21 protein-coding genes are annotated in these 24,984 nt (G+C 69.6%); 5 read left to right on the forward strand and 16 right to left on the reverse strand.

The annotated features are described in order from the left end of the window. Positions 1 to 50: 50 nt before the first annotated feature. Together ACGFZQ_RS28345 and ACGFZQ_RS28350 are read right to left on the reverse strand one after the other, a co-directional pair. Positions 51 to 1,103, reverse strand: coding sequence for an acyl-CoA dehydrogenase family protein (locus ACGFZQ_RS28345; RefSeq protein WP_393842688.1), 1,053 nt, complete (start codon positions 1,101 to 1,103; stop codon positions 51 to 53). Then, positions 1,100 to 2,266: an acyl-CoA dehydrogenase family protein gene (locus ACGFZQ_RS28350; protein WP_393842689.1), complete on the reverse strand. Its 1,167-nt coding sequence runs from the start codon at positions 2,264 to 2,266 to the stop codon at positions 1,100 to 1,102. Before ACGFZQ_RS28350 ends, ACGFZQ_RS28345 begins: the two co-directional genes overlap by 4 nt. Before the next feature lie 111 nt (positions 2,267 to 2,377). On the opposite strand from ACGFZQ_RS28350, the gene ACGFZQ_RS28355 reads away from it, so the two are divergent. The 3 genes from ACGFZQ_RS28355 (at position 2,378) to ACGFZQ_RS28365 (ending at position 4,882) form a co-directional block, all read left to right on the forward strand. Continuing rightward, on the forward strand, positions 2,378 to 3,427 hold the full coding sequence (locus ACGFZQ_RS28355) for an alcohol dehydrogenase catalytic domain-containing protein (protein ID WP_393842690.1): 1,050 nt from the start codon (positions 2,378 to 2,380) through the stop codon (positions 3,425 to 3,427). A 97-nt stretch (positions 3,428 to 3,524) separates the two neighbouring features. Further along, positions 3,525 to 3,989: a MaoC family dehydratase gene (locus ACGFZQ_RS28360; protein WP_393842691.1), complete on the forward strand. Its 465-nt coding sequence runs from the start codon at positions 3,525 to 3,527 to the stop codon at positions 3,987 to 3,989. Positions 3,990 to 4,105: 116 nt separating this feature from the next. Beyond that, the gene (locus ACGFZQ_RS28365; RefSeq protein ID WP_393842692.1) at positions 4,106 to 4,882 is read left to right on the forward strand and encodes an SDR family NAD(P)-dependent oxidoreductase; all 777 of its coding nucleotides are present in this window, start codon (positions 4,106 to 4,108) and stop codon (positions 4,880 to 4,882) included. Positions 4,883 to 5,343: 461 nt separating this feature from the next. On the opposite strand, the gene ACGFZQ_RS28370 is transcribed toward ACGFZQ_RS28365, so the two are convergent. From ACGFZQ_RS28370 to ACGFZQ_RS28385, 4 genes are all read right to left on the reverse strand, one after another. Beyond that, on the reverse strand, positions 5,344 to 5,988 hold the full coding sequence (locus tag ACGFZQ_RS28370; protein WP_393842693.1) for an FMN-dependent NADH-azoreductase: 645 nt from the start codon (positions 5,986 to 5,988) through the stop codon (positions 5,344 to 5,346). Between the two features lie 55 nt (positions 5,989 to 6,043). Further along, complete coding sequence (locus ACGFZQ_RS28375; protein WP_393842694.1) at positions 6,044 to 7,660, reverse strand: class I adenylate-forming enzyme family protein; 1,617 nt, start codon at positions 7,658 to 7,660, stop codon at positions 6,044 to 6,046. Further along, positions 7,657 to 7,893, reverse strand: a complete 237-nt coding sequence (locus tag ACGFZQ_RS28380; protein ID WP_393842695.1) for a hypothetical protein — start codon at positions 7,891 to 7,893, stop codon at positions 7,657 to 7,659. The genes ACGFZQ_RS28375 and ACGFZQ_RS28380 overlap by 4 nt, the downstream gene beginning before the upstream one ends. A gap of 202 nt (positions 7,894 to 8,095) precedes the next feature. Next, positions 8,096 to 8,731 (reverse strand): TetR/AcrR family transcriptional regulator, encoded by a 636-nt coding sequence (locus tag ACGFZQ_RS28385; RefSeq protein ID WP_393842696.1) that lies wholly within the window; start codon positions 8,729 to 8,731, stop codon positions 8,096 to 8,098. 204 nt (positions 8,732 to 8,935) lie between these two features. Between ACGFZQ_RS28385 and ACGFZQ_RS28390 the strand changes: the two genes are divergently transcribed. Beyond that, positions 8,936 to 10,009 (forward strand): Rieske 2Fe-2S domain-containing protein, encoded by a 1,074-nt coding sequence (locus tag ACGFZQ_RS28390; RefSeq protein WP_393842697.1) that lies wholly within the window; start codon positions 8,936 to 8,938, stop codon positions 10,007 to 10,009. A gap of 100 nt (positions 10,010 to 10,109) precedes the next feature. On the opposite strand, the gene ACGFZQ_RS28395 is transcribed toward ACGFZQ_RS28390, so the two are convergent. The 10 genes from ACGFZQ_RS28395 to ACGFZQ_RS28440 form a co-directional block, all read right to left on the reverse strand. Beyond that, the gene (locus ACGFZQ_RS28395) at positions 10,110 to 11,258 is read right to left on the reverse strand and encodes an acyl-CoA dehydrogenase family protein (protein WP_393842698.1); all 1,149 of its coding nucleotides are present in this window, start codon (positions 11,256 to 11,258) and stop codon (positions 10,110 to 10,112) included. Continuing rightward, entirely contained in the window at positions 11,255 to 12,547 is a 1,293-nt protein-coding gene (locus ACGFZQ_RS28400; protein ID WP_393842699.1) for an acyl-CoA dehydrogenase family protein, read from the reverse strand. The genes ACGFZQ_RS28395 and ACGFZQ_RS28400 overlap by 4 nt, the downstream gene beginning before the upstream one ends. A 50-nt stretch (positions 12,548 to 12,597) precedes the next feature. Then, complete coding sequence (locus ACGFZQ_RS28405) at positions 12,598 to 14,094, reverse strand: MFS transporter (RefSeq protein WP_393842700.1); 1,497 nt, start codon at positions 14,092 to 14,094, stop codon at positions 12,598 to 12,600. A gap of 530 nt (positions 14,095 to 14,624) precedes the next feature. Beyond that, entirely contained in the window at positions 14,625 to 15,842 is a 1,218-nt protein-coding gene (locus tag ACGFZQ_RS28410; RefSeq protein ID WP_393842701.1) for an amidohydrolase family protein, read from the reverse strand. Between the two features lie 895 nt (positions 15,843 to 16,737). Continuing rightward, positions 16,738 to 18,252, reverse strand: a complete 1,515-nt coding sequence (locus ACGFZQ_RS28415) for a WD40 repeat domain-containing protein (protein ID WP_393842800.1) — start codon at positions 18,250 to 18,252, stop codon at positions 16,738 to 16,740. A gap of 371 nt (positions 18,253 to 18,623) precedes the next feature. Next, the gene (locus ACGFZQ_RS28420; protein WP_393842702.1) at positions 18,624 to 19,580 is read right to left on the reverse strand and encodes a hypothetical protein; all 957 of its coding nucleotides are present in this window, start codon (positions 19,578 to 19,580) and stop codon (positions 18,624 to 18,626) included. Positions 19,581 to 19,833: 253 nt separating this feature from the next. Beyond that, positions 19,834 to 21,066 carry an acyl-CoA dehydrogenase family protein gene (locus tag ACGFZQ_RS28425; protein ID WP_393842703.1) on the reverse strand — a complete coding sequence of 411 codons (1,233 nt, stop codon included), beginning with the start codon at positions 21,064 to 21,066 and terminating at the stop codon, positions 19,834 to 19,836. A gap of 294 nt (positions 21,067 to 21,360) precedes the next feature. Then, positions 21,361 to 21,783, reverse strand: a complete 423-nt coding sequence (locus ACGFZQ_RS28430) for a FadR/GntR family transcriptional regulator (RefSeq protein WP_393842801.1) — start codon at positions 21,781 to 21,783, stop codon at positions 21,361 to 21,363. An 83-nt stretch (positions 21,784 to 21,866) separates the two neighbouring features. After that, positions 21,867 to 22,379 (reverse strand): DoxX family protein, encoded by a 513-nt coding sequence (locus ACGFZQ_RS28435; protein ID WP_393842704.1) that lies wholly within the window; start codon positions 22,377 to 22,379, stop codon positions 21,867 to 21,869. Positions 22,380 to 22,468: 89 nt separating this feature from the next. After that, positions 22,469 to 24,025, reverse strand: a complete 1,557-nt coding sequence (locus ACGFZQ_RS28440) for an acyl-CoA synthetase (protein WP_393842705.1) — start codon at positions 24,023 to 24,025, stop codon at positions 22,469 to 22,471. A gap of 543 nt (positions 24,026 to 24,568) precedes the next feature. Here ACGFZQ_RS28440 and ACGFZQ_RS28445 point away from each other — a divergent pair. After that, on the forward strand, positions 24,569 to 24,766 hold the full coding sequence (locus ACGFZQ_RS28445) for a ferredoxin (RefSeq protein ID WP_393842706.1): 198 nt from the start codon (positions 24,569 to 24,571) through the stop codon (positions 24,764 to 24,766). Positions 24,767 to 24,984: the final 218 nt, after the last annotated feature.

Consider the following 24,984-nt stretch of genomic DNA (forward strand, 5'->3'; position numbering starts at 1 on the left):
CACCGGACTCCGGTGGGGGCAGAGCCTTGTCACAGGGAAGCCGGCGCAGGTCAGACCGGCAGCGCCGAGCCCGCGGTGATGAGCGGGTAGAGCTGGTCGGCGCCGAGCGAGGTCACGGCGTCGCCGAGGCGGGTGCTCCACGTCCGCTCGTCGCCGTACTCGCACCGCCAGGCCCGCAGCCGCCTGGTGGCGTGGTGCAGCGGGTACTCCTGGGTCACGCCCATCGCTCCATGGGCCTGGTGGGCGGCGCGTACGGCGGTGTGCACGGCCTGGTTGGCCAGGAGCTTGGCGGCAGCGATCTCGAACCTCCCGCCACCGAGCTCCGTCCGGCGGACCGCCGTGGCGGCCGCAAGGCCGACCGCGGCAGTCTCCTGGACAACGGTCACCACGAGCTGCTGCACCGCCTGGAACCGTGCCACGGGACGTCCGAACTGCTCACGCTCACGCGTGTAACGGACCGTCAGCTCGCATACCCGCTGCAGCGCGCCCGCCATCAGAACGGCGCGGGCCAGCGCACCGCGATACAGCAGCGCCTCCCGGTCCACGGCGGCCGGCGCGAGCACACTCGGCACGGCCCCGTCGAACGACACGGTGTCACGCGGCTCACCCGCGAGATCGACCACCTTCGTCACCTGTGCCGAATCGCCCGGCACGGCGGCGACCCGCAGGTCGCCGTCGGTCTGCAGCAGTGCCACGACCTGCCCCGCCGAACGCGCCCAGGGGACGCGGTGGGCGGTGCCGTACAGCCTGCCGTGCTCAAGGCGCAGCGTGTCCTCGGCGCGACCCGGGACGACCGTGAGCGGTGTCTGCGGCACCTGTACGCCCGCGCCGGCCAGCAGCCAGCCCGCGAGCAGTCCGGTCTCCGCCAGGGGCAGCGGCAGCGCGTGGGCGCCGGCCGCCCGCAGCACCTCCGACGCGTCCGAGAGGGTGCCACCCTGGCCGCCGGCCCGCTCCGGCAGCCCGATCCACGGCAGCCCCAGCTCGGCGGTCGCCGACCACATCTCGGGCGCCCAGCCCGCCTCCTCGGCCTTGGCCAGCGCGGGGCCGTCGCAGAGCGACCCGAAGAGGCGGTCGACGGTCTCGCTCAGCATGGTGTCGGTCATGCGGTCAGCCCCTTCATCACCACGGAACGCAGAACCTCTGTCGTGCCGCCACGGAGTGTGTACGACGGGGCCGCCAGTACGGACGTCACCAACAGCCGCTCGAAGAGCGAGGCGGACTGCGGCGAGGGTTCGAGATCGGCGAGGCGCTCGATCGCCGCGAGCACGTCCTGCTCGAAGCGGGTACCCATCTCCTTGACCAGGGCGGCGTCCACCGCGGCGTTCTCACCGGCGTCGAGCCGGCGCGCCACACCCAGCGACATGCCGCGCAGGCACCACCAGCGGGCGACGGCCTCCCCGAACAGCTGGGCCACTCCAGCGGGCAGCGGCCGCCCCTCGGCCTGCAGTTCGCGCAGGAACTGCTCGGCGACGATGTACGTCGACAACCAGCGTTCAGGACCGCCGCGTTCGTACGCCAGCTCCGAGCCGCTCTGCGCCCACCCGCTTCCGGGCTCGCCAAGGAGCAGGTCGTCAGGTACGAAGACGTCCCTGAGTGCGACCTCGTTGAAGTCCGAGGTCCCGTCCAGGAACGGAATGCCCTTGACCTGGACGCCGTCGCCACGCAGGTCGATGATCAGCTGGCTCAGGCCGCGATGGCGGTCCGCCTCCTCGGTGGTACGGCACAGGGTGATGAGCCAGTCGTTGCGGTGCGCGCCGGTCGTCCAGACCTTGGTGCCGTTCACCAGCCAGCCCCCGTCGACCCGCTCCGCGCGGGTCTTGACCGAGGCCAGGTCGCTGCCGGCGTCCGGCTCGCTCATGCCGATGGAGAAGGCCAGTTCGCCGCGGCAGATCCCGGGCAGGAAGCGCGTCTTCTGCTCCTCGGTGCCGAAGCGGTTGATCACCGGCCCGCTCTGCCGGTCCGCGATCCAGTGGTGACCGGTGGGGGCGCCCCAGCGCAGGAGTTCCTCGGTGACCACGAAGCGCTCGACCACCGAGCGGTCACCGCCGCCATAACGCCTGGGCAGGGCCATACCCAGCCAGCCGCGGGTCGCGAGCTTCTTGGAGAACTCCGGGTCGGGGGCGGCGTTCATACCCAGGCCGGGAACGTACGTACCGCGGGGCAGCTCCTCCCGCAGGAACTCGCGCACGTGCTGCTGCAGTGCCAGCTCGTGCTCGTTGAGGTCGACGGGTTCGAACCGTGACCAGATGGCGCGCTGGACGCTCACTCGCGTGGCCTCCGTGTCGGTCAGAGGGGGATGCGTTCGTGGTCTTCCAGACTAGCATGTTTAGTAGTTAAATAATTGCACTAGAGAGCTGGTGGGAGAGAGGAGCCCCTCATGCGGGCCGCGGTTCTGTACGGCGCCCAGGACGTGCGGGTCGAGCACGAGATCGACGAGCCCTCCCCAGGCGATGGCGAGGTGCTGCTGCGCCCGCTGTACAACGGGATCTGCGGCTCTGACCTCCACTTCTGGCAGGAGGGGCCGCGGCACGGAGTCAAGCCGCCGATCATTCTCGGGCACGAGTTCTCCGCGGAGGTCGTCGGCGCCGGCCCGGGTGTCGACCAAAGCCGCCTTCCTCCGGGAGTCCTGGTGGCGGTCGAACCCATGTGGACCTGCGGGACGTGCCCTTCGTGTCGTCGAGGCGCGTACAACGTGTGCCGCCGCGCGGTCTGGCACGGCCTGTCCGGTAAGGGGGGAGGCATGTCCGGGCTGACCGTGGTGCGCGCCGGGATGGTGCACCGGCTTCCCGAGACCGTCGACGCGCTCCAGGGGGCGCTCGTCGAACCCGTCTCGGTGGCACACCACGGAGTGACCCGCAGCCGCGTGCGTCCTGGCGAGGTCGCACTCGTCCTGGGCGCGGGCCCCATCGGGGTGGCCGCCGTGCTGGACCTGCGGGCCCGCGGTGTGGAGCGGATCGTGGTGTCCGAGCCCGCGGCCCGGCGCCGAGCGGCCGTCACCGCGGCGGTCACGGCCGTCGGCGGGGGCGACGTGCACGTGCTCGACCCCCAGGAGGTGGACCTGGTCGACGCGGTGAGGGCTGTGACCGCAGGGGAGGGCGCCGGTGTGGTGATCGACGCGGCCGGCGTGGAGCCCGCGTTCCATACGGGCCTCGCCGCCGCAGCACCCGGCGGGCGGATGGTCGTCATCGCCTCCTACACCAAGCCGGTGACCTATGACCCGGTCGAGACGTTCTTCGGCGAGATCGACATCATCGCCTCCTGCGGGTATCGCGGTGACTTTCCCGAAGTCATCGAGTTGATGGCCAAGGGCGCCTACCCCATGGATGGTTGGGTCCGGCACATCGGGCTGGACTGCGTCCCGGACGGCTTCCACCGGCTCCATGCGGGGCTGGAGATGAAGCTCCTGGTGGATGTGCAGGGCACTTGACGGACAAGGTGGGTGTTCTTGCTGCCCTGCGGTGACAACTGTGGAATAATTAGATAGATAAATTCAACATTGCTGGCCGGGTTGGGTAAGGCGAGGAGTGCTGCGGATGCGGGTGTTCACGGACGCCGACGATCTCGTCGCGGCGAGCGGAAGCGAACTGGGAGTGAGCGCGTGGCTGCTGATCAGCCAGGACCGCGTCAGCCGGTTCGCCGATGCCACAGGGGACCACCAGTGGATCCACGTCGACACCGAACGTGCCAAGGACGGCCCGTTCGGCGCGACCATCGCGCACGGCTATCTGACCCTGTCCCTCATCCCCGCACTCGCAGCGGAGAACTACCGCGTCGAGGGAGCCCGGATGGGGATCAACTACGGACTCGACAAGGTGCGGTTCATCACCCCGGTGCGGGTCGGCTCGCGGGTACGGGCGCACACCGAACTGCTGAAGGCGGAGGCCCTGGCGGACGCGGGCGTGCAGGCGGTGTGGCGGACCACGATCGAGATCGAAGGGGTCGAGCGGCCCGCCTGCGTCGCCGACAGCGTCACCCGGCACCACTTCTGAACCAGCGCCGCGACGGCGGGTGGACGCCGGATCCGTGGGTGGCCATCCGTGCCCACTCGAACTGCTGTGAACGCAGTGCCATGTGTTTCTTGCCGGGTCGAAGAAGGAGGCAGCCAATGACAGGCGCCGTGCGGATCGATTTCACCGGCCGTGTCGCGCTGGTGACGGGGGGCGGATACGGCATGGGCCGCGCGTCCGCCCTCCGCTTCGCGGAGTGCGGGGCCGCAGTGGTCGTCGCGGACATCGACCAGTCGAAAGCGGCCGAGACGGTCGAGCTCATCCGGGAAGCGGGCGGCAAGGCCGAGTCCGTCCACGTCGACGTCGGATACGCCGAGGGCGTCCGCGAGATGGTCGATTTCACCGTGGCCACCTTCGGCGGTCTGGACTACGCCCACAACAACGCCGGCATCGTGGAGACGATGGACCTGGTTGTCGACTACTCCGAGGATCTGTGGGAACGCGTGCTGCGCACGAACCTCACCAGTGTCTTCCTCTGCCTGAAGTACGAGATACCGCGGATGCTCGAACGCGGTGGCGGCGCGATCGTCAACGTCGCCTCGGAGTCGACCTACAAGGGCAACGTGGCCGACATCGGCTATACCGCCAGCAAGCACGGCGTGGTCGGGCTCACGGCATCAGCGGGACTGGCCTACGCCAAGCACAACATCAGGGTCAACGCGATCGCCCCCGGCAACGTCGACACCGGCATCATCGAGCGGGCACGTCAGTATCTGACTCCGCGGCAGATCCGGCACCTGGAGACGGTGCAGCCCGTGGGCAGGTTGATCAGGCCCGAGGAGATCGCCGAGCTGGTCGTGTGGCTGTGCTCGGACGCCGCGGCGCTCCTCAACGCCGCGAAGATCGCCGCCGACACGGGATGGCACGTCGCCTGACCGTCTCCCCGGTCCGTGGCTGCGACTGCTCAGCGCGCCGGCACCCCGGACAGGCCGGCTCACGGTGCTCGGGTGAGCCTGCTGCCCGAGCCCGGTGCCGCCGCCCCGAAGTGCGACAAGGGCCAAGCCGAGAGGAGTCGCCGGAGCGGGGTGCGACCGGCCGGTGCGTCCCCATCGCGGTGTCCCGCTCGCCCCGGCGGCTTCTACGCTGCCGGCGGACGGACGCGCCGCGCATGGGTCGTGGCGCTCGATGTGGACCGTCTGGCTCGTCGGCCGGACGGGGAAGGCGTGGCGGCGAGGGGAGCGCCCGGCCGTGGAGAGCCGCGGGCAGCACGCGCCGAGTACGGCGACCTGGTCAGCGCCGTACCGGCGGTACCGGCCCGCCCGCCGCTGCTGTCAGCCGTGCCCGGCGGGACGTCAGCACATCGTCAGCGCCCCGCCGGTCATGTACGCCCGACAGCTCAGGTGTTGAGCTGCACCGCGAGGCTTCGAACCCGGTCCGTGGCTGCTTCGAGGCTCGCCTGGGCGCGCCCCGCCAGCCGCGCCATCGCCGGCACCCGTCGGACGGCCGTCAGATCCGCGGTGACGATGGTGACGTCCATCCCCATCGACGTGCCCAGGATCTGCACGATGGGCGGGATGGTGTGGTCCTTGTCCGCGTCGGGCGTGCCAGGGCCGTACTCCAGCCCGCGGCTGGAGATCACGACCACCGGCTTTCCGGCCAGCGGTTGGTCTTTCGTGTCGTAGGGCACGGTCGTGCCGAGTACGTGCACGTGGTCCAGCCAGGCCTTCAGAGTCGACGGGATGGACCAGTTGTACATCGGCGCCCCGATGACGACGGCATCGGCGGCTTCGAGCTCCGCCAGGAGCTCGTCCTGCAGCTGTTCCGCCGAGGGGTCGGGGCGTTCGTCCTCGGTGCGCAACCGCCGGGCGTAGTGCAGGGCGGCATCGGGGAGATGGGGCAGTGGTGAGACGTGCAGATCTCGCTCGATGACGGAATGCCGCGGGCCCAGTCCCCGCCAGGTGTCGGCAAAGACTCCCGTCAGCTGTCGAGAGGTCGACGACGTGAGATCGGCGGAAGAGTCCAGGCGAAGGAGTGCCGGCACTGGTGAATACTCCTCGGATCGTTCACTTGTGAGAGTTGGCGTTGAATTGGTGTTCTTATTCAACGATAGGGTACGGATTCGCGGCTCCAGCATCGGCGAGAGGCGTGGCCGTGGACCGGTCGGCGTCGAGTACGGCCTGGCGCAGGCGTTCGCGCTGGACTTTGCCCATGGCGGTGCGGGGGATCACGGGTATGGCCGTCAGCCGCTCGGGGGTCTTGTAGCGGGCGAGCCCCGCGCTCCGGCAGTGGTCTGCCAGATCGCTCAGAGTGGGCGGCTCAGTGTCGGGGGCGGGGATCACCACCGCGCAGCAGATCTCGCCGTGCCGGGGGTGGGGCAGGGCGATGACGGCGACATCGGCGATTGCGGGGTGGGTGGCGAGCACGGCTTCGACTTCGGCGACCGAGATGTTCTCGCCGTTGCGGACCACGATCTCCTTGAGACGGCCGGTGAAGACGACCAGGCCGCGCTCGTCCAGGACGGCGAGATCTCCGGTGCGAACGAATCCCAGCTCGTCCACGGCGTCGGTGGACTCGGCGTCGAGGTAGCCGGAGAACGCCTGCGGTCCGCGCAGCCGGAGCTCGCCTGCCTGGCCGCGGGGCACCTCCGTGCCGTCGGGGCCGACGATGCGGACGGTGACACCGGAGGCGGGCAGCCACGCGGAGGTGGCCTGGGCGGCGAGGTCGCTGGGCCGCGGGAAGCCGGCGATGGGGAACTCGGTCAGCCCGTAGCCGTTGACGATGCCGAGTCCGCCCAGAGAGGTGCGCACGGCCCCGGCCAGGTCGGGTGCGATGGGCGCGCCGCCGCCGGTGCACAGGCGCAGGCGGGGGAAGAGCGGCTCGGGGCCGTGCGCGCGCTGGGCGGCGATGTAGGCGTGGAAGAACGGGGTGGCACTGCCCAGCAGGGTCGCCCCCTGGTCGGCCATGGTGAACGGGGTGGTGGCAGCGTCGAACGTGTCGAGCACGACCAGGCGGGCTCCCGTGCGCAGGGCGGTCAGCAGCCAGGCGACCCCACCGATGTGCGGGTAGGGGTAGGCCATCGGGAAGACGTCCTCGGGGCCGATGCCGAGCTGCTCGACCATGGCGTTCGACGAGGCGAACACGGAGGCGTCGGTGTGACGGACCGCCTTGGGGCGGGCGGTACTGCCGGAGGTCGTGAAGACCCAGCGGGGCCCGTCGTGGGCAGGCATCGGGGGCAGGCCGGGCGAAGCGGCCTGCGGGAGCGCGAGGCCGCCGGCGGGCGTCTCGGTGTGATCGCAGGTCAGCACCGTCAGTCCCGGTCCGCCCAGGGCGCGTACGGTCGCCGCGTGCTCGAAACCCCGCCACCGGGTGGGCACTACCGCGAACTCGGGCCGGAACTGCTCGTTCAGGGCGCGCAGTTCGGCTTCCCGCGCCACCGTGATCAGCGGGTTCTGCACCGCGCCCAACCGGGCCAGGGCCACACTCAGCAGCACGCTCTCCACCGTGGTCGGCAGCTGCCACATCACCCGCGTGCCCTCGCCCACCCCATGGGCGGCGAGGCCCGCGGCCACGCTTTCCGCGGCGTCGCGGAAGGCTGCCGCCGACAGCGCCCGCCCGCGGTTGTCACTGATCAGGACCCGGTCGGGTGTGCGCCCGGCCCGCCAGGTGACCAGGTCCCACAGCCGCTGCGGCAGCGAGACCGCCGCGGCGCTCACCGGAGGCTTCCGGCGCGCGCGGTCCACCGGCCGTAGGGGATGTGGTCCGGGGTCTCCCGGAAACCGCGCATCCGGCCGGTGCCGCCCGGGTCCACGCGCCACACGTCGACCCTGGGAATCACCAGCGGCTCGCCGCGGCAGGAGCCCTCATCGTGGGCCACCACCACGGCTTCGTCTCCGGTCGCCGCCTGCCCGTGCGCCGGCCACTCCATCGTGTCCTGCGCATTCCGCAACTCGCACCTCCGGCGGACAGAGAATTCCGGCGCCCATCTCTCGATTGACACGGCGACCCGACCCTTTCAGACTTCGGATTTTCCGATCCGACGAGCGTAATTTCAACCGCGGCTCCATCCGCATGTCAATAGCCGCGTAGCGGGCAACGGAGGAGGGCCGGAGTAATTCGCCGAATAATTCGTGGTCCCCTCGTACACCCGCTCAGAGCGCGAGGGGCACGAAGAGCCTGACGAACTCGTCGCGCACAGCGGTGTAGGGCCGGTCCAGGCGGCGGCGGCCCCGCATCTCCACGCAGCGCAGGGTGACCGCGTGGATGGCGAAGGCGTCGCGTTCGGGCTCGGCGCCCGGCAGGCTTCCGTCGGCCCGGCCCCGGGCCAGGGCGTCCACCAGGATGGCGCGGTGTCGGGCGTAGATGTCCTCGAGCGCCTCCGCGATGCCGGCCACGAGACCTACCTCGGGGGCCATGAAGGTGCGTCCCTCGCGGGCCCGGGGCTCCTCCCAGCCGATCGACAGGAACTTCTCGATCCAGGCGACGACGGCTGTGCGGCCGTCGTCGGCGCCGTCGACCGCGGCCTGCAGGCCCTGGCGGACGAGCTCGCCGGCCTCGTGCTGCATGGCCAGCACGAGCGTGTCCTTGGAGCGGAAGTGGCAGTAGAAGACGCGCCGGTTGACCCCGGCCTCCCGCAGGATGTCCTCGACCGACGTGCTACCGCCGCCGTCGCGGCCGATCAGCCGGTGCGCGGCCCGCATGATCAGCGCACGCTCCCGCTCGCCGCGCTCCGGCAACTCGGCCACTGCCGAGCCCGCCCGGGCCTCCGGGCCTGGCAATTCGTTCATCAGCATCCTCCCGATCCCCTCATGGTCGCACACCGCCGACACGATCGGCACCAGGTTGGGAATGTCATTCCCTAACCACTCGATGTTGGGCCCGGGTCTTGTTTGGGAATGGTGTTCCCATCTACTGTGCGAAGTGCGGGCCGTGCGGTTCGGGAGGCCGTCCCGCGGTTTTTCGCGCCCGCCATTCACATGGAGGTCGAAACGATGAAACTGCACGGACTGGATCTGGAGCTGACAGGGTGGTTCCAGGTGGCGTGGTCCGGGGACATCGGCCCGGACCAGGTCGTCCCCCTGCGCTACTTCGGGCGGGATTTGGTGGCGTACCGAGGCAAGGACGGCGTGGTGCGGGTGCACGACCGGTACTGCCGCCACCTGGGTGCGAGCCTGGCGCACGGCGGGTGCGTGGTCGACGAGGGCATCCAGTGCCCCTTCCACGGCTGGGTCTGGGCGCCCGACGGGCACAACGTGTCCATCCCGTACCAGAGCCGGCCCAACAAGGGGCGCAAGCTGGGTGCTTGGCCCGTGGTGGAGCGCAACGAATCGATCTACGTCTGGTTCGACCACGCGGGCCGCGAACCGTACTGGGAGGTGCCCGAGGCGCTCAAGAACACCCCGCACGCCGCCGTCCGGGACTTCCACCCGGCCTGGCCCGACGGGCGTGAGCACTACCGCGACCTGCGGGCCCACCCGCAGATGGTGGTGGAGAACGCGGTCGACCCGCACCATTTCTGCTTCGTCCACCACACACCGATCAGTCCGATCGTGCTCGAAGAGAAGGTCGAAGGCCCCACCTGGTGGGCCCGCGTCGGCTTCGGCCGCCGCTGGCGGGACCACGCCTACGACGAGGCCGGTCTGCTGAGCAGGGACAGCGCCAACACCATCGAACTGTTGTGGTCCGGGATGGGTGTGAGCGTCAACGTGGAGCACACCCGCGACGGGGTGCGGGTCATCACCATCAACATCACCCCCGTCGAGGACGGGAAGACCGAACTGTTCGCCACGTACTGGGTGGACCGCGTCGACGGCGACGAGGCTGACGGCTCCTACCAACGCCGGCTGGACGAGGCGAAACTCGCACTGCCCGACGACATCAACATCTGGAACAACCAGATCTTCCTCGACCCGCCGTCTCTGGCCACCGAGGAGGCCAGCGGCTTCCGCCGCATCCGCCGGTGGACCCGGCAGTTCTTCCCCGGCGACGGCACGAACAACGGCCCCACCGGCCTGGACGCTCCCCGAGCCCCCGGCGTCGAAAAGCTCGAAGCCAATCCCTCCTGAACGGCGGTCGTGCCGAAGCACCGTAAGGGGCTCCGGCCCGACTTGGCATATGCAGACCGGGCCCGAATTCGTCAGGCCCGGTCGCACTGCGCACACACGGTCAGATGCCCAGGCGGTGCAGCAGTCGCTCGTGGTACTCGACCGGTCCGCCGAGCAGCAGCTGGGAGGACTTGGCTCGCCTGAAGTACAGGTGGGCCGGGTGTTCCCAGGTGAAGCCGATGCCGCCGTGCACCTGGATGTTCTCCATGGCGCAGAACATGTACGCGCGCGAGCCGCAGGCGTGCGCGGTGGCCGACGCGACCGGGAACCCGGCAGCGCCTTCGGCGTGCAGCCGGGCGGCCTCCCGGGCGGCGGCTTCGGCGAGTTCGACCTGGACCAGCATGTCGGCGCACTTGTGCTTGACGGCCTGGAACGATCCGATGGCGCGGCCGAACTGATACCGGGTGCGGGCGTACTCGGCCGCGGAGTCCAGGCATCGGCGGGCGCCGCCGGCCTGTTCGGCGGCCAGCATGGTCGCGACGATGTCCAGTACCGCGGGCAGCAAGGTGTCGCCGTCACCCTCGCCGCCCACGAGTACGGCTGGTGCGGCGTCAAGGGAGACCGTGGCCAGCGCGCGCGTCTCGTCCCGCACGGGCATCTGCCGAGTGCGTACGCCGGCGGCGGACGGCTCGACCGCGAACAGGGACAGGCCGACGCCGGTGCGCGCGAGGACCAGCAGCAGGTCGGCGGTCGTGCCGTCGAGCACGAAACTCTTGGTACCGGTGAGCGCCCAGGCAGCGGGACCGTTCCCCGGTTCGGCGCGGGTGGTGATGGTCTGAGGCCGCCACGATCCGGAGTCCTCGGCGGCGGCCAGGGTGGCGGTGCGCCGTCCGGCGGCGATCTCGGGCAGGTACCGGGCGCAGGCGTCGTCATCTCCCCAGGCCAGCAGGGTCTGGGTGGCCAGTACGGCGGTGGAGAGCAGCGGGGCGCACAGCAGTGCGCGCCCGGCTTCCTCCAGTACGGTGCCGAGCTCCATCAGGCCGAAACCGTCGCCGCCGTACTCCTCGGGCACGGCCAGTGCGGTCAGCCGCAGCTGGTCGCAGAGCAGGTCCCATACCTGCCGGTCGAAGCGGGGCTCGGCTCCCAGCAGCTTGCGCACGGCCGCCTCGGAGGACTTCGCCTCGAAGAAGTCACGCACCGCGGTGCGCAGTTCGGCCAGTTCCTGGTCGGAGGAGACCTGCCCGAGAAGGTGGCCTGTGGTGCCGGTCATACGGCGTCTCCCTCCCCGCCGGAGCGGCGGAGCTCGCGGAACGGCGAGCGGTTGTCGATCCCGGGTTCCTTGGGCAGGCCGAGTACGCGTTCGGCGAGGATGTTCTTCATGATCTCCTCGGTGCCGCCGAGGATGCGCAGGGCCGGCGTGGCGAGCAGCAGTTCGGTCCACCCGTAGGTGCCCCAGTGCCCGTTGTCGGCGATGGCCCGCGGTCCCAGAACGTCTGCGGCGAAGTGCGCGGCCCGGGTGAGATTCTGCGCGTACATGAGCTTGGACACCGACATCTCGGGCCCGGGTGTCACGCCGGAGCGCATCCGCCGCAGGGCGCGGACGTTGAGGTGTTCGGTGGCGAGGGTGTCGGCCAGGAGCTCGGCCAGGCGGCCGCGCAGTGCGCCGTCCTGCGCCGTGCCGGTGGCGTGCAGCAGTGCGGCCAGTCGCTCCGGTGACTGTGCGGTGGCGGCCGGTCCGGCCCCCTCGCTGCCGACGGTGGCGCGTTCGTTCATCAACGTGGTGAGCGCGACCGTCCAGCCGCCGTTGACCTCGCCGAGGCGGTGGTCGTCGGGGATGCGGACGTCCGTGAGGAAGACCTCGTTGAAGTCGGCCCCGCCGGACATCTGACGCAGCGGGCGGACCTCGACTCCGGGAGTGTCCATGGGTACCAGGAAAGCGGTGATGCCGCGGTGCTTGGGTGCGTCGGGGTCGGTACGGGTCAGGACGAGGCCGATCTGGCTGTGGTGGGCCACGGAGGTCCACACCTTCTGACCGTTGACGACCCACTCGTCACCGTCACGGACCGCGCGGGTGGACAGGCCGGCGAGGTCCGATCCGGCGCCGGGCTCGCTGAACAGCTGGCAGGCGATCGCGTCACCGCGGTACATCGCGGGCAGCCAGCGGTCCTTGATGTGCTGTTGGGCGTGGGCGAGGATGGTCGGGCCGATCATGCCGAGGCCGACGACGCTCAACGTGCCGGTGTCGGGCACGTCGTACTCGGCCTCGACGGCGTCGTACGCCATGTCGTGCACCGGGGTCAGGCCGCGTCCGCCGTACTCGGGCGGTCCGGTGATCCAGCCGAAGCCGTGCTCGAACCGGGTCCGCTGCCATTCCCGAGCCTGCCGGACCTTGGACTGTTCGACCTCCGGTGGGTCGGCGCTGAAGTAGGCCAACCGGTCGTCGCCCTCACCCCACACGAATGCTGTGCTCTCACGTGGCCGGCCGGCATGTGCGTCGAGGAATCGACGCACCTCGGAGGCGAACTCGGGTATGTCGTCCGGTGCGGACTGATCGGACATGGGGTCTGTGCTCCTCGCTCTGGGTGCGGCATCTCCTCTAATTATCTATATTATTGCTCTGATTCTGTCGAGAGCGCGGCCTGGCCTCCGGCTGCGGGCTCCCGGCCGTGCCGCATGCGCAGGCTGCCGACGAAGGCGACCGCCGCGGCTGCCGCCATCCCCAGGCCGAGGTAGCGGTAACCGGCGTCCGCGTAGACCGTGCGGCCTTCCGGGGTGGTGCTGCCGAGCACGTTCAGACCGAGCACGAGTGTGGCCACCACCGGCGCGGCGCCGGAGGTGAAGGCGGAGTTCACCGACTGCAGTCCGCCCGCGACCCCGGTGAGCTCCGCGGGGACGGCCTCGATGACGAGGTTGATCGTGCCGGGGAAGTAGAAGCCCATACTGACGCCGAACAGCAGTCCGGCGATGACGTACTCCCAGAGGTGGCCGTGCGCCAGCGCGAGGAACAGGGATGCCGCGATGCCTGTGGCGCCGGACAGAAGAACCACGAGACGCGGCGAACGGTGTTGGCACAGGAAGCCTCCGAGGGGTGCGCACACCAGGGCGCCGACGCCCGTGCTCATGACGGTCAGGCCTGCCTGGAACGCGGAGAATCCGAGCCCGTAGTGGGTGCCGGGCAGGCGGGTGCTCTCCACCATCTGCGGGATCAGATAGCCCGAGGCGGCGAACGGAACCGAGCCGAAGAACCCGACCAGGAGCGAGGTTCGCAACCGGGGCCCGACCAGCATGTTCAGATCGATCGCAGGCTCGCGGACGCGACTCTCCACCGCTACGAAGGCGGCGGCCGCGAGCGCGGTGACGGCCAGCGGGAGCCACGCCCGGTACGACGACCAGCCCGCGCTTCCGCCCTGGCTCACGCCGAGGAGCAGCAGGCCGAGGCTGAGCGTGAGCAGAAGGGAGCCCGGAACGTCGACGCTGCGCCTGACTCGCTGCTCGGCGGCGGGAAGGATCGACCACAGGAGCGGTGCGAGTACCGCCATGTAGATCAGGCAGAGCCAGAAGACCGACCGGTAGCCGAACGCACCCAGCAGGGCACCGCTGACCGTCGGTCCGATCAGGAGGGCCAGGCCGGTCCCGCTCGTGCTCACACCGACCGCGACGGGGACCATGCGCGCGGGAAGGTGGCTGCGGAGGAAGGCGAAGTGCACCCCGGTCAGTGCCATCACGGGCGCCTGCAGGACGCGCGCCGTGATCAGCGCCGCGTACGAGGACGTCACGGCCCCGAGGAGCGAGCCGATCAGGAAGAGCGCGATCACCGTCATGTACAGCTTCCTGAAGCCGTAGGCGTCGGCAAGTTTCCCGGCCAGTGGCATCAGGGCGCTGCCGACCAGAAAGGTGACCGTCACCACCCAGGGCAGCTCTGCGGGGCCGAACGGTGGGGACATGTAGTGCAGTGCGTTGGTGAACATGATGGCGGTGAAGGTGACGAGCTGCAGCAGTAGGAAGATCGTCACCACCACCAGCACATAGTGTGCGGTGGACCTCTCGCCGGACTCGGCCGCTCTGGTCGTGTTCACGGAGGCGGTGTCGCTGTGTACGTCGGTCATGGTGTCTCCGGTTCATCGACTGCGGAGCATGAGCGGTACGGGTGCACTACAGGGCAGGCGGTGTCATCTCCCGCGGTCTGCCGGCCTGATGGCCTCTTCGTCGGAGCCGAGCGGTGAGCCCGAGGGCTCCTTCCGTGCTGTCTCCCGGGACGTGGACGACGCGCCATGTCACGGCGTGGCGTCAGGCACGGTCGGCTCCGGTGTCGAGTCGGTGCGGCCCGGTGGGCAGGGTTCGCCGCATCGCGAGTCGATGAATAAGATAAATCTTTGCTCTATATCCGGGAAGGGGTTCGACAACTGTCTTCGAAGGCCGGTGTGCCACCCGGGCCGCGGGTGAACCTGTCGCGGTGCCGGATGATGGTGACGGGTGGTGCGCACAGCCTGCGCCTCACCGTACGGTTGCTGGCGGTGATGGCCCGTGTGGACGAGGTCGTCGCGGCCTGGTCCTGAAGGAGCGGTCTGGCGTGGGTAAGCGGCTGAGGCGGTATGGGTGGGTGCCCGTACCGCCTCAGCCGCGGGTGTTGCTGCCGTCAGGCGGAAGCCGGAGCCGGCTCCGGGTTGGGGTTCTTGATCGGCAGGCCGAGGAGGCGGCGGGCGTTGTCCCCCAAGAAGTCGCGGGTGCGGCGCTCGTCCATGCCTTCGGCGTACTTGAAGTAGCCCTTCGGTTCGGTGAGGCCTTCCGGGTGCGGGTAGTCCGAGCCGAAGAGCACCTTGTCCCAGCCGACCCAGTCGACGACGTCGGAGACGTTGCCCTCCCAGAACGGGCTGACCCAGATGTTGCGACGGAATACCTCCACCGGGTGCTCCTGGAAGGCCTGCGGCATCTTGGTATGGACACCTTCGAGGTCGTCGAGCAGCGGCTTGATCCATGAACTGCCGTTCTCCACACTGGCGATCCGCAGTTTCGGGAAGCGGGTCAGCGTGCCGTGGCAGATCAGGCTCGCCAGCATGTCGGAGATCTCCCGGTGGCCCAGGACCGTCCAGCGGAACGCGCTCATGTCCATGAAGTTGTTGGTGCCCGGCGGCTCCCACCGGTTGATGTATCCGTCCAGCGGAGGCTGGCTGGCGTGCAGGACCACCGGGATGCCGGCGTCCTCGACGTCCTTCCAGAACGGGTCGAACTCCGGCAGCGCGGGGGAGCGCCAGCCCCGCAGGCCCTTCACCGGCGCCGGCTTGATCAGTACCACCTTGGCGCCGTTCTCCACGACGTGACTCAGCTCGCGGCGCGCGTCGTCCACCAGCGCGCAGCTGATCACCGGTGTCATGAACAGCCGGTCCTGGTGGACGTAGCCCCAGGTCTCCAGCATCCACTGGTTCAGCGCGTGGATCATCGCGACCACCAGCTCCGGGTCCTCCGCGGCGGAGTGTTCCACGAGGTTGGCGAGGGTGGGGTACACCATTGCCTGGTCGACGCCTTGCGCGTCGAGCACCTCCAGTCGCGGGCCCGGCTCGCGGAACGCCGGGAGCGCGTCGATCGCGGCGCCCTGCATCTCGCGCAGGCTCAGCCCCTCGGGGTTCTGGCCGGAGTAGAACTTCTCGTGGGCGCCCGGGGCGGCCACCTTGTCGAACGTCGGGTTCGGGATGAACTCGGTGATCTTGCCGAGGATCGCGATCCGGGTGCGGCGGCCGACCGATACGAACTCAACCGCCTTCTGGTACTTCTCCGGGAGATGCCGCTTGAGGGCGTCCGGTGTCTCGTACATATGGCTGTCGCCGTCAAAGATCGGCACATCGGTGAACTGGGTCACGGACTCGGCCTCCAAAACACTTCAGGGTTCGGTCGCCACTCCACGATATAGCTAAATAATTATGCCATCAAGGTTCAAGAGCGCGCCATCGCCCTCATCTGCTCTCCCGTTCAGTCACTCGACGGCAGGGGACGGGCTTGCTGTGATTCCCATGGTGTGCCGCCGACGGCCGGGGCAGCCGGGCGCCGGCCCGGCTGACGAGCGCGTGCACGTCGCCATCGCCGCGGGTGCGGCGGGGCCTGGAGTGAGATTGCGAAGCCGCAGGTCGGCCTCAGCCGCTTGGGGTGACCGATGTCGGGCGCACTGCGGCGGCAGTCCCATACGCTGCACGACCGGGGTCAGGTCCTGGTCGACCTGACGGTGGCCATCACCCCGGGTACCACGTGCATGCGCGACGTCCGCCTGCTGGAGCACCAACGTGCGGTCATCGGACCGGTCGCTTCCTTCCCCACCGTCTGGCGGGCCCAAAGAGGTCGACGAAAGGGCTCGGCGCAGGATCGAACGCGCCCGTGCCGCAGTGCGCCGCCACCTACAAAGGCTCCTGGGACCACCACGTGTTCCTGGCCATGTGCGACAACACCGGCAAGGAACTCGCGCAGTTGCCGCACTTCAGGGCAACGTGACCGCCGACGACTGGCGTCGACATCGACCTGCTGGACGCCTCGCCCTACGAGCTGAGCATAGGGATGCGGTATCAGACGTTCGCCACCGACAACCGCCTCGGCAGGCCCAGTTCCTGGATGCCCGCCACCGCAACCACGTCCGCGTGGAGCCCGGGATCCGCGACCGGAAAGCCTCCGGGATGCGGCTGCTGCCCGACACTCACGTCTCCGACAGGCTGGGGGGCCGCGCGAGCCTGGCCGCCCACGCGGGCGCCTTCCGGGCGGCGGGCGGGTCAGGGGAGCTGCGGGCGGGGGCAGAGCGGCTCGTAGGGCTCCTCGGGGAGGTACGTCTGCCAGTCGGCCCGGGAGAGGCCGGCGTCACCGGTACGGCGGCAGACTGCTGCGACGAGTTGGCGTGGGGCGATCGGGTAGCTCTGCAGGGGCACATGGGCGCTGGTGGCGAGCAGGGTGTCGTCGCCCGGGCCGAAGGCGATGGAGTTGATCGCGTCGCCGGGGGTCGGCAGGTCCTGGCCCACCTGCTCCAGGGCGGTGGTGTCCCACAACTGCAGGGTGCCCGCCTGCCCGGCGGCGGCCAACAGGTGTCCGTCATGGGAGAAAGCCAGCGCCAGTACGGGCTCCGGTACGCCGTGTTGACTGCCGGTGAAGGTGCCCGCATACGTTCCGAGCCGGTGCTGGGCCGCGCCGTTCCAGATGGTGATGCGTCCCTCCATGTCCCCCACGGCCAGGTAGCGTCCGTCGCCGCTGAAGGCGAGCGCGGTGATGGCGCTGCCCTGGTTGAGGATCCGCGTGGTGACCGGCCCGGCGGGCACGGGGGCCAGCTGTTCGAAGGAGGTGGCGAGAAACCTTCCGTCCGGGCGGAGTGCCAACGTGATTCCGGAGATCCCGGAGAGGGCGCCGATACGTACGCGGCGGCGGGTGTCCCACCGCTCCGTGGTGTACACCGCCGTCGGGTCCCCGCCGTCGGGTTCCCGACCGACGAGCAGGATCCTGCCGCCCGGGCCGAGAGCGATCCCGAGCGACGGCAGACCGGGAAGGTCCAGCCTGGTGGCACGCCGGGCCGACACGTCGTACACGACGTACGGCTGGGCCGCGGTGTGCAGATCGCTGCCGATACCGAAGGCGAAGGCACGGCTGTCCGGGCTGAACGCCAGGTTCGGGCTGTGGTCGGATTCGTCCGCCTGACCTGACAAGGGCGGTGGCAACGGCAAGGTGGTCTCGTTGAGGACGCGTCCGTGGCGCAGGTCGGTGAGGACGAAACGGAACCCGTCGGCCTTGCGCTGGGCGGTGCCGAGCAGGGAGCCGTTCGGGCTGAGGAGGCTGTCGTCCAGGCGAGAGGTGTGCCAGTCGGCATCCACCGTCGCACCCACGTCCAGCGAGCGGACGGTCGCGTTGTCCAGGAAGCGCAGCAGGTGGCTGCTCGGATCCCACCTGAGTTGGCCGGCCGTCTCGTCGGCCAGCGGGTAGCGGGCCACTGGGGCGTGCGGCTCGCCGAGCCGCCAGATCAGGATCTGGTCGCCGGCCCCGGCGGCCATGAACTGTCCGTCCGGGCTGTAGGCGATCTCGTCGAGCCCGTCCTGCAGCAGTGTCTGGTGCTCTGTCCGGTCGGCGATGGACCAGATCCGCACCCCGCTGCTCGAGGTGGCCGCCAGTTCGCGGCCGTCCGGGCTGAACGCGAGACCGCCGTCGGTGCACTCGGCCTGCCCGCTGTCCCAGGGGCCGGTGAGCCGCTGCTGCCGCTTGACGTCCCACAGCTGGGGCGGCTGCCCTTCCGAGCAGACCGCCACCATGCGATCGCCCGGGCCGACGACGGCGACCGGAGCACCGGTCGTGGGTCGCCCGAGCAGCGTCCGCCCGCTGGTCGCATCGCGCAGCTCGGCCCAGGGGGTGGTGCTGCCCGCCTGCTCCACGACGAGGGTCCGTCCGCTGGGTCCGAAGCCCTCGACCGTGGCGTCCTTTCCCAGCGCGGCCCCGGTCGGCCGCCCGGTGGCCAGGTCCCACAGGCGTGTGCCCTGGTAGGTGCCGAGGGCGAGGGTCCGGGCGTCGGGGCTGAGGGTGGGAACGGCCGTGGTGCCCGGATAGGCACCCGGATAGCTGAACCGTGAGATTCGGTGCCGGGTGGCGACGTCCCAGCTCTGCACGGTGCTGCTGGTCACGCTGATCAGCGTGCGGCCGTCCGCACTGAGCAGGCGGCTGGTGTCGGGATCGGTTCCGGGATCGGTGAAGGCGTCCTGCTCTCGCTGCGCCCAGGCGCCGAGCAGCGCGGAACGGGACTCGGCGATGTCGGCGGTCCGCCAGGCGGCGACGCCGAGCAGCATGGCCTGCCGGGGATTGGTGACGCGCTGGTTGGCCGCGGCCGAGGCAACCCGCCGGGCCAGCGCCGAAGTTCGTTCGCGCGTGGCGGTGCTGTTCTGCTGCCAGGCGACCAGACCGGCGCCCGCTGCCAGGACCAGCAGTGCGGTGAGGGCCGCGCCGAGGATCCGCAGCCGACGTGGAAGACCGGGTTGGAGCGGACGGTGCGCATCAGCGGTGCGAAGTTGAGCTGCGCCTTGGTCCGCGGCGGCACGTTCAGCGTGTCCGTCTGTGTCCAGGTGGTCGCTTTGCTGTAGGACCAGGTGTGCTGGTAGCTGGCGGTCGCCTCGACCGACAGCACGTCCTTGAGGATGCCCCACTCGACGCTGATCGAGCCGCCGACGCTGTTGGTCGTGGTGCTGGTCTTGGTGATGCTCTTGGTGATCGCCTCGGACTGGGTGACCCGGTAGCCGCAGTTCATCACCAGATTGCTGATCTGCGTCTGCGGGCCGGCCCAGGTCCAGGAGGACGCCTGCGGGTAGCTGCAGTAGCCGGAGAACTGCTCCTCCCACGCCGGGGCGCTCACGCGTGTCTGCCAGTCGGCCCTGATGTTGTCGGGCCTGATTGCCCCGGTGCGGGTGTCGAAGAACCAGGAGTGCACGCCGGTGTTGCCCGTGCACAGGGACATAAGCAGCCTGTTGGTGTCCCACGACTCGGTCCCGCGGATGTCGGTGTCCGCGCTGGCGGGGGCGGCCAGTGCCACCACCGAGGTCAGGCTGGCGGCCAGGCCGATGGCAACCATCGCCGCCTTCTTGGTTTTGCGCACGTCGGTAGTCCTTGCGTCCTAGGGGTGTGTCCCCATGCGGGTGACAGGTCCGAGCGTGGAGGCGCCAGGATTTGTCTCACAGCCCGCTCATGGCGCGAAACAATCGAGTGTCCGTCGTGCGGTGGATGCTTCCCTTGTGACTGGACACCTGGAGACTGGGACATGAGAGGGGGGCTTTTGCAACTTCCCTGGCAGGGCGGTCTGGGCGCCGCAGCGTCTGTGCAGCCGCCCTCCACATGGTCCCCGCCGTCCGTCAGTCGGCCGCGGTTGCCGGGACCGGTTCGCGGGGGAGTCCCAGGACGGTCTCGGCGATGATGTTCCGCTGGACCTCCGAGGTGCCGGCGTAGATGGTGCCGGCCAGCGCGTTGAGGTAGGTGGTCGTCCAGGAACCGGTCGAGTCGAAGGGGGCGCCCGGATCGTCGGTGCGCAGTGTGCGCAGTGGTCCTCTGCCCTGGGGGACCTGGCCCGCCGGTCCGAGGATGTCCAGCGCGAGTGTGGTGACGTCCTGGTGGTACTCGCTCCAGAAGAGTTTGAGGACGGAGGACTCCGGTCCGGGTGGGTTGCCCTTGAGGTAGCCGGTGAGTACCCGGTGGCCGAGGTGGCGCATGCTTTCGACACGGCAGTGGCAATCGGCGAGACGCTGGCGGATCACCGGATCGTTCGACAGGTCGCGGCTGCGGGCGAGTTCGATGAGACGGTCGAGTTCGGCGCGAAAGGCGATGGGCATGGTGGCCGCTTCTTCGCCGCGCTCGAAGCCCAGGAGTGACTTCGTCACCTTCCAGCCGCCGTGGACGGGTCCGACGACGTGGTCGGCGGATGCCTTGGCGTTGTCGAAGAAGACCTCGCAGAAGTCGCTGTCGCCGTTCATCATCCTGATGGGACGGACCTCCACTCCGGGCTGGTCGATGGGCACGAGGAGGAAGGAGATCCCGCGGTGTTTGGGCGCTGACGGGTCGGTGCGGGCGAGGGCGAAGATCCAGTTCGCACGGTGGGCCTGCGAGGTCCAGATCTTCTGGCCGTTGAGGACCCACTGGTCCCCCTCGCGCACCGCCCGGGTCCGTAGGGCGGCCAGATCAGAGCCGGCCTCGGGTTCGGAGAAGCCCTGGCACCAGATGTGCTCGTTGCTCAGGATGCGTGGAACGAAGTAGCGCTTCTGCTCCTCGGTGCCCCACATCAGCAGGATGTTGCCGATCATCTTGATGCTGACCATGTCGTTCATGCCCCCGTTGGGCACGCCCGCGCGCATCAACTCCTCCACCAGGACGACCTGGTGGAGCTTGGACAGTCCCTGTCCTCCGTACTCGGTGGGCCAGGTGAGCCCCAGCAGGCCGCGGCGGTGCAAGGTGGCACGCCACGCCTCGGAGAAGTCCAGAGCGTCCTGGCGGTCGGCGATCGATCCGATGCCGGCCCAGTCGAGGGGAAGCTCCTCGGCGAGTATCTGACGGACGCGCTCTCGGAAGGACTCCGCCTCTGGTGGATAGTTCATGTCCACTGTGCCCAGTTCTCCCTTGAGAGGTGGCCCGCACGGAACTGTATAGTAGAATAGTTTAACTATAAGGGGGAGGGTGGCGGCGCGCCAGGTGTGCACCGTCGAGGTGGTCATGGCGCGGGCTTGGCCCATGCCCCGGGTCTGATGTGCGGCGGGGCGAGCCGTGGTCGTCGCGGGCCTGCGTGGAGGGCTCGGCAGCGGCTCACGAACGACGAAAGGCTCCGGACAGGCAGCCAATCACGCTGCCCGGAGCCTGCACCAGCCGATCAAGGTCGGTAGACCGGGAAGAGGTCAGTCGAGCAGGTCCAGCAGCGTCTTGGCACCTGCGGCGTTGACTGCGTCGTCCGCGGCAGTGATGTGGCGATGCCAGAGCTTCTCGGCTTCGTCCGCCTTGCCTGCCGCGATGAGGTCGACGAGCTTGGCGTGGGTGCGATGTGCCTTGCGGCTCTGGCTCTTCTGGAGCTCGGACTCCACAGCACCGGCCAGGTGCGCGGCGTTGGCGCGGTCGACGATGTGGCGCAGCATGCCGCTGAGCAGGTTGAGCGTCTGGTTCCCGGCGAGCTCGACGACAAGTGCGTGGAACGCGTCCTGGGCCTCGACCCGTGCCATGGGGTCGTTGAGCGCGGCCTTCTCGGCCGCGACCACCTCGCGGAGCCGGGCGAGGCCCGCTGCGGTGTGTTTTCGGCCCGTGCCGGTGGGCAGGACCGTGGTCAGGCAGCGGAGCTGTCGCCGCTGTCAACCTGGCTTCCGTCGCTGTCAACTTGGCTTCCGCCGATGTCGACCTGGCTGTCGGCCGGCTACTCCTCCGGCCGGTAACACAGCTTGAGCAGCAGGGCGGCGTTCGCTGTCCCCAGGCCGACGGCGAGCAGGGCGGGCTTGAGCCCTGAGGTTCGACGCCGCAGGAGCTTGTCGACCGAGTAGCGCCCGCTGCCCAGTGCGGCGAGTGCGATCGCGGTACCGCCGACGACGGCGGTGTACTCCCAGCCGCCCTTGAAGACGAAGAAGCCTTTGCCGCGGTGGTCGGTGCGGGCGGCTACTGTCATCAGGCCGACGGCAGCGGCCTCGGGCAGGGGAGACGCTGCGCCGAGTGCGAGCCCCACTCCGGCTGCCATTTCCGTGCCCGCGGCCAATCGGGCGTGCAGCCCGGCGGGTTCCAGGCCGAGGGACCTGAACCATCCGGTGGTGCCCTGAAGGCCGCCGGGTCCGTTGACCTTGTTGTATCCGTGCGTGAACAGCATCCCGCCCAGCGTCGCGCGCAGCAGGAGCGCCGCGACATCGTGCCCTCGGGCTGGTTGATCGTCGGCTGCCACTGGGTTGCCTCCTGGATCTCGTCCTGTTGAGTGGGCCGTACCAACTGGGCCGTGCCACGGCCTGCGTGGGGTGCCCGCACTGCCGATGCTCAGCCGAGGATGCGGGACACCGTAGTGTCCCAATACCGGTCCCGCACCGACTTCTTGTGTAGCTTCCCGTCATCCATGCGCGGCAGCTTCGGATCGAAGTCGACCGATCGTGGACACTTGTAGTGCGCGAGCCGTTCGCGGCACCAGGAGAGCAACTCGGCAGCGAGCTCTGGGCCGACCTCTGCCCATTGTTCTGGTTGGACCACCGCCTTGACCTGCTCGCCGAACTCGGAATCGGGGATGCCGAAGACCGCTGCGTCAGCCACCGCGGGGTGCTGTACGAGGAGGTTCTCGGATTCCTGCGGGTAGATGTTGACCCCGCCGGAAACGATCGTGAAGCTGCGTCGGTCGCACAGATACAGATAGCCATCTGCGTCGAGATGGCCGACGTCGCCGAGGGTGCGCCAGTCGCGGTGATCGGGATGGGCGAGGGAGGCGGATGCCCCGGGGGCGCCGTGGTAGCGCACCGTGACGCCGGGCGCGTCGAAGTAGATGGTGCCCGTCTGCCCGGCCGGCAGCTCCTGCCCTGCTTCGTCGCAGATGTGGATGGTGCCGTAGGTGGCGCGCCCGACGGATCCGCGGTGCCGCAACCACTCGTGGCTGTCGATGGCGGTGGTGCCGATGTTCTCGCTGCCGGAGTAGTACTCGTGCAGGATCGGCCCCCACCAGCTGATCATCGCTTCTTTGATCCCGACCGGACACGGGGCGGCGGCGTGCACGGCGATCCGGTGGCTGGTCAGGTCGAACCCGGCGCGCTCGCCCGGCCCCAGCCTGAGCATGCGGACGAACATCGTCGGCACCCACTGTGAGCAGGTGACCTGGTAGGTCTCGATCGCCCGCAGTGCGCCGACGGGGTCGAAGCTCTCCATGCACACCACTGTGCCGCCGAGGCACTGCGCGACCTGTGACACCCGCAGCGGTGCCGCGTGGTGCAACGGCGCGGGCGAGAGGAACACGGTGTCCTCGGACATGCCGAACGTGGCCCGTGTCCCGGGATACATCGCCGGGTCGCCCTCTTCGACGCTGTGCTCGGGGAGCGGAGTCAGAATCCCCTTGGGCCGACCCGTGGTGCCCGAGGAGTAGAACATGAAGGCGCCGCGTGACGCGTCAGCGAGCGGACTCGTCGGCCAATTGCCCTTCTCCGCAGCCCAGTCCGCGCAGTCGGGGGCAGGGCCGTCCAAGCACAGCATGTCCGGGCCGTCGGGGATCTGCCCGACGGCCTCGCCGGCCACAGCGGCCAGTGCCTGGCTGGTGATCAGGGCCTTGGCTCCGCAGTCGCGGATGATGTGGGCGGCCTCGGCCGCGGTGAGCCTGGTGTTGACCGGTGTGACGTAGAGACCGGAGTTCAGCCCGGCCCACAGGGCTTCGAAGTACTCGACGCGGTTCTCCGCGAGGATCGCCATGTGATCGCCGCGCCGGAGCCCCGCAGCCCGCAGTGCGTGTGCGATGCGGTTCGCTCCGGCGTAGAGCTGGGAGTAGCTCCGGCGCTCGCCGGTACCTGCCATGACGACGGCCGTGCGGTCCGGGGTGGTACGAGCGTGTGTTCCGAGATACATCAAGCCCCCATCTGACAGGCACGGCCGATCGGTGGCCGACGGATGTCGTCGTGGTGCCGGAGAGCGAAGCCACCAGGATGCGGGGCCGGACGGACAGTACGGCGTCCAGCGCGGCCACGGCCGCCGCCTCCGGTGCGGCGCGTCCCGCCTCGACGGCCGTGGTGACGGCGTCCTCGTCCCCGCGGGGAAGCCGTAGCCCGACGTCCTCCCTGGGCGGGAGACAGGTGCCGATGCTGCGGATGTGCGTCGCCGTCACAGGTCCCCTTTCGGTCCGGTTCTTCGCCCCGGCGCCCAGACGCCCGATCTGAGAGTTTATTAATTTAACCATTTGGCTGTGGCGGTATCCAGGGGTGCGACCACCCCGCCAGGTGGCGGCACCCGGACCAGGCAAAACCCGCCGTCTGGCGATGGCCGCCGCATGGGGGTGCGTACCAGCATGAAGAGGTCCCCCCACGGACATGCCCCCATCCATCCGCCTTGGGTTCAGCTGTCCTTCTGATCCTCTTGATCATCGAGGCGTCACCGGAAAGAGGAAGCAACAAGATGCTCGTAGAAGTCGATGTGCCGAAGTGTGTGGCCTCGGGGCAGTGCGTTCTGATCGCTCCTGAGGTCTTCGATCAGCGGGATGACGACGGCATGGTCGTACTCCTCGAGGAGCGGCCGGCGGCCGAACTGCAGGACGGGGTACGGGAGTCGGCCATGGTCTGCCCGGCTGCCGCGATCCGTCTGGTGGATGCGTGAGGCGCGTTGCCGTCGGCGGGGCCTCGGCGGCAGGTCTCGCCGCCGCGGAGAGTTGCGCGGGGAGAACTTCGGCGGCGGCGCCATCGCCCTGACACCGCGGGCCGGAGCGTCGCACTGGCCGGCGGTGGCGCCATAACCCTGATCACGGCGGGCCGGAGCGTCGCACTGGCCGGCGGCGGTCAGGTGGCCGTATGGCGGTCCGGTCTGGCCGTCGCGAC

The organism is Streptomyces sp. NPDC048254 (genome assembly GCF_043201895.1).
Taxonomy (GTDB): Bacteria; Actinomycetota; Actinomycetes; order Streptomycetales; family Streptomycetaceae; genus Streptomyces.

Excerpts from the sequence above, each read along its gene's own strand:
- ACGFZQ_RS28345 (WP_393842688.1), bottom strand. The coding sequence starts at position 1,103 with ATGACCGACACCATGCTGAGCGAGACCGTCGACCGCCTCTTCGGGTCG.
- ACGFZQ_RS28355 (WP_393842690.1), top strand. The coding sequence starts at position 2,378 with ATGCGGGCCGCGGTTCTGTACGGCGCCCAGGACGTGCGGGTCGAGCAC.
- ACGFZQ_RS28365 (WP_393842692.1), top strand. The coding sequence starts at position 4,106 with ATGACAGGCGCCGTGCGGATCGATTTCACCGGCCGTGTCGCGCTGGTG.
- ACGFZQ_RS28385 (WP_393842696.1), bottom strand. The coding sequence starts at position 8,731 with ATGAACGAATTGCCAGGCCCGGAGGCCCGGGCGGGCTCGGCAGTGGCC.
- ACGFZQ_RS28390 (WP_393842697.1), top strand. The coding sequence starts at position 8,936 with ATGAAACTGCACGGACTGGATCTGGAGCTGACAGGGTGGTTCCAGGTG.
- ACGFZQ_RS28395 (WP_393842698.1), bottom strand. The coding sequence starts at position 11,258 with ATGACCGGCACCACAGGCCACCTTCTCGGGCAGGTCTCCTCCGACCAG.
- ACGFZQ_RS28400 (WP_393842699.1), bottom strand. The coding sequence starts at position 12,547 with ATGTCCGATCAGTCCGCACCGGACGACATACCCGAGTTCGCCTCCGAG.
- ACGFZQ_RS28405 (WP_393842700.1), bottom strand. The coding sequence starts at position 14,094 with ATGACCGACGTACACAGCGACACCGCCTCCGTGAACACGACCAGAGCG.
- ACGFZQ_RS28415 (WP_393842800.1), bottom strand. The coding sequence starts at position 18,252 with ATGGTGGCGGTCTGCTCGGAAGGGCAGCCGCCCCAGCTGTGGGACGTC.
- ACGFZQ_RS28425 (WP_393842703.1), bottom strand. The coding sequence starts at position 21,066 with ATGAACTATCCACCAGAGGCGGAGTCCTTCCGAGAGCGCGTCCGTCAG.
- ACGFZQ_RS28440 (WP_393842705.1), bottom strand. The coding sequence starts at position 24,025 with ATGTATCTCGGAACACACGCTCGTACCACCCCGGACCGCACGGCCGTC.
- ACGFZQ_RS28445 (WP_393842706.1), top strand. The coding sequence starts at position 24,569 with ATGCTCGTAGAAGTCGATGTGCCGAAGTGTGTGGCCTCGGGGCAGTGC.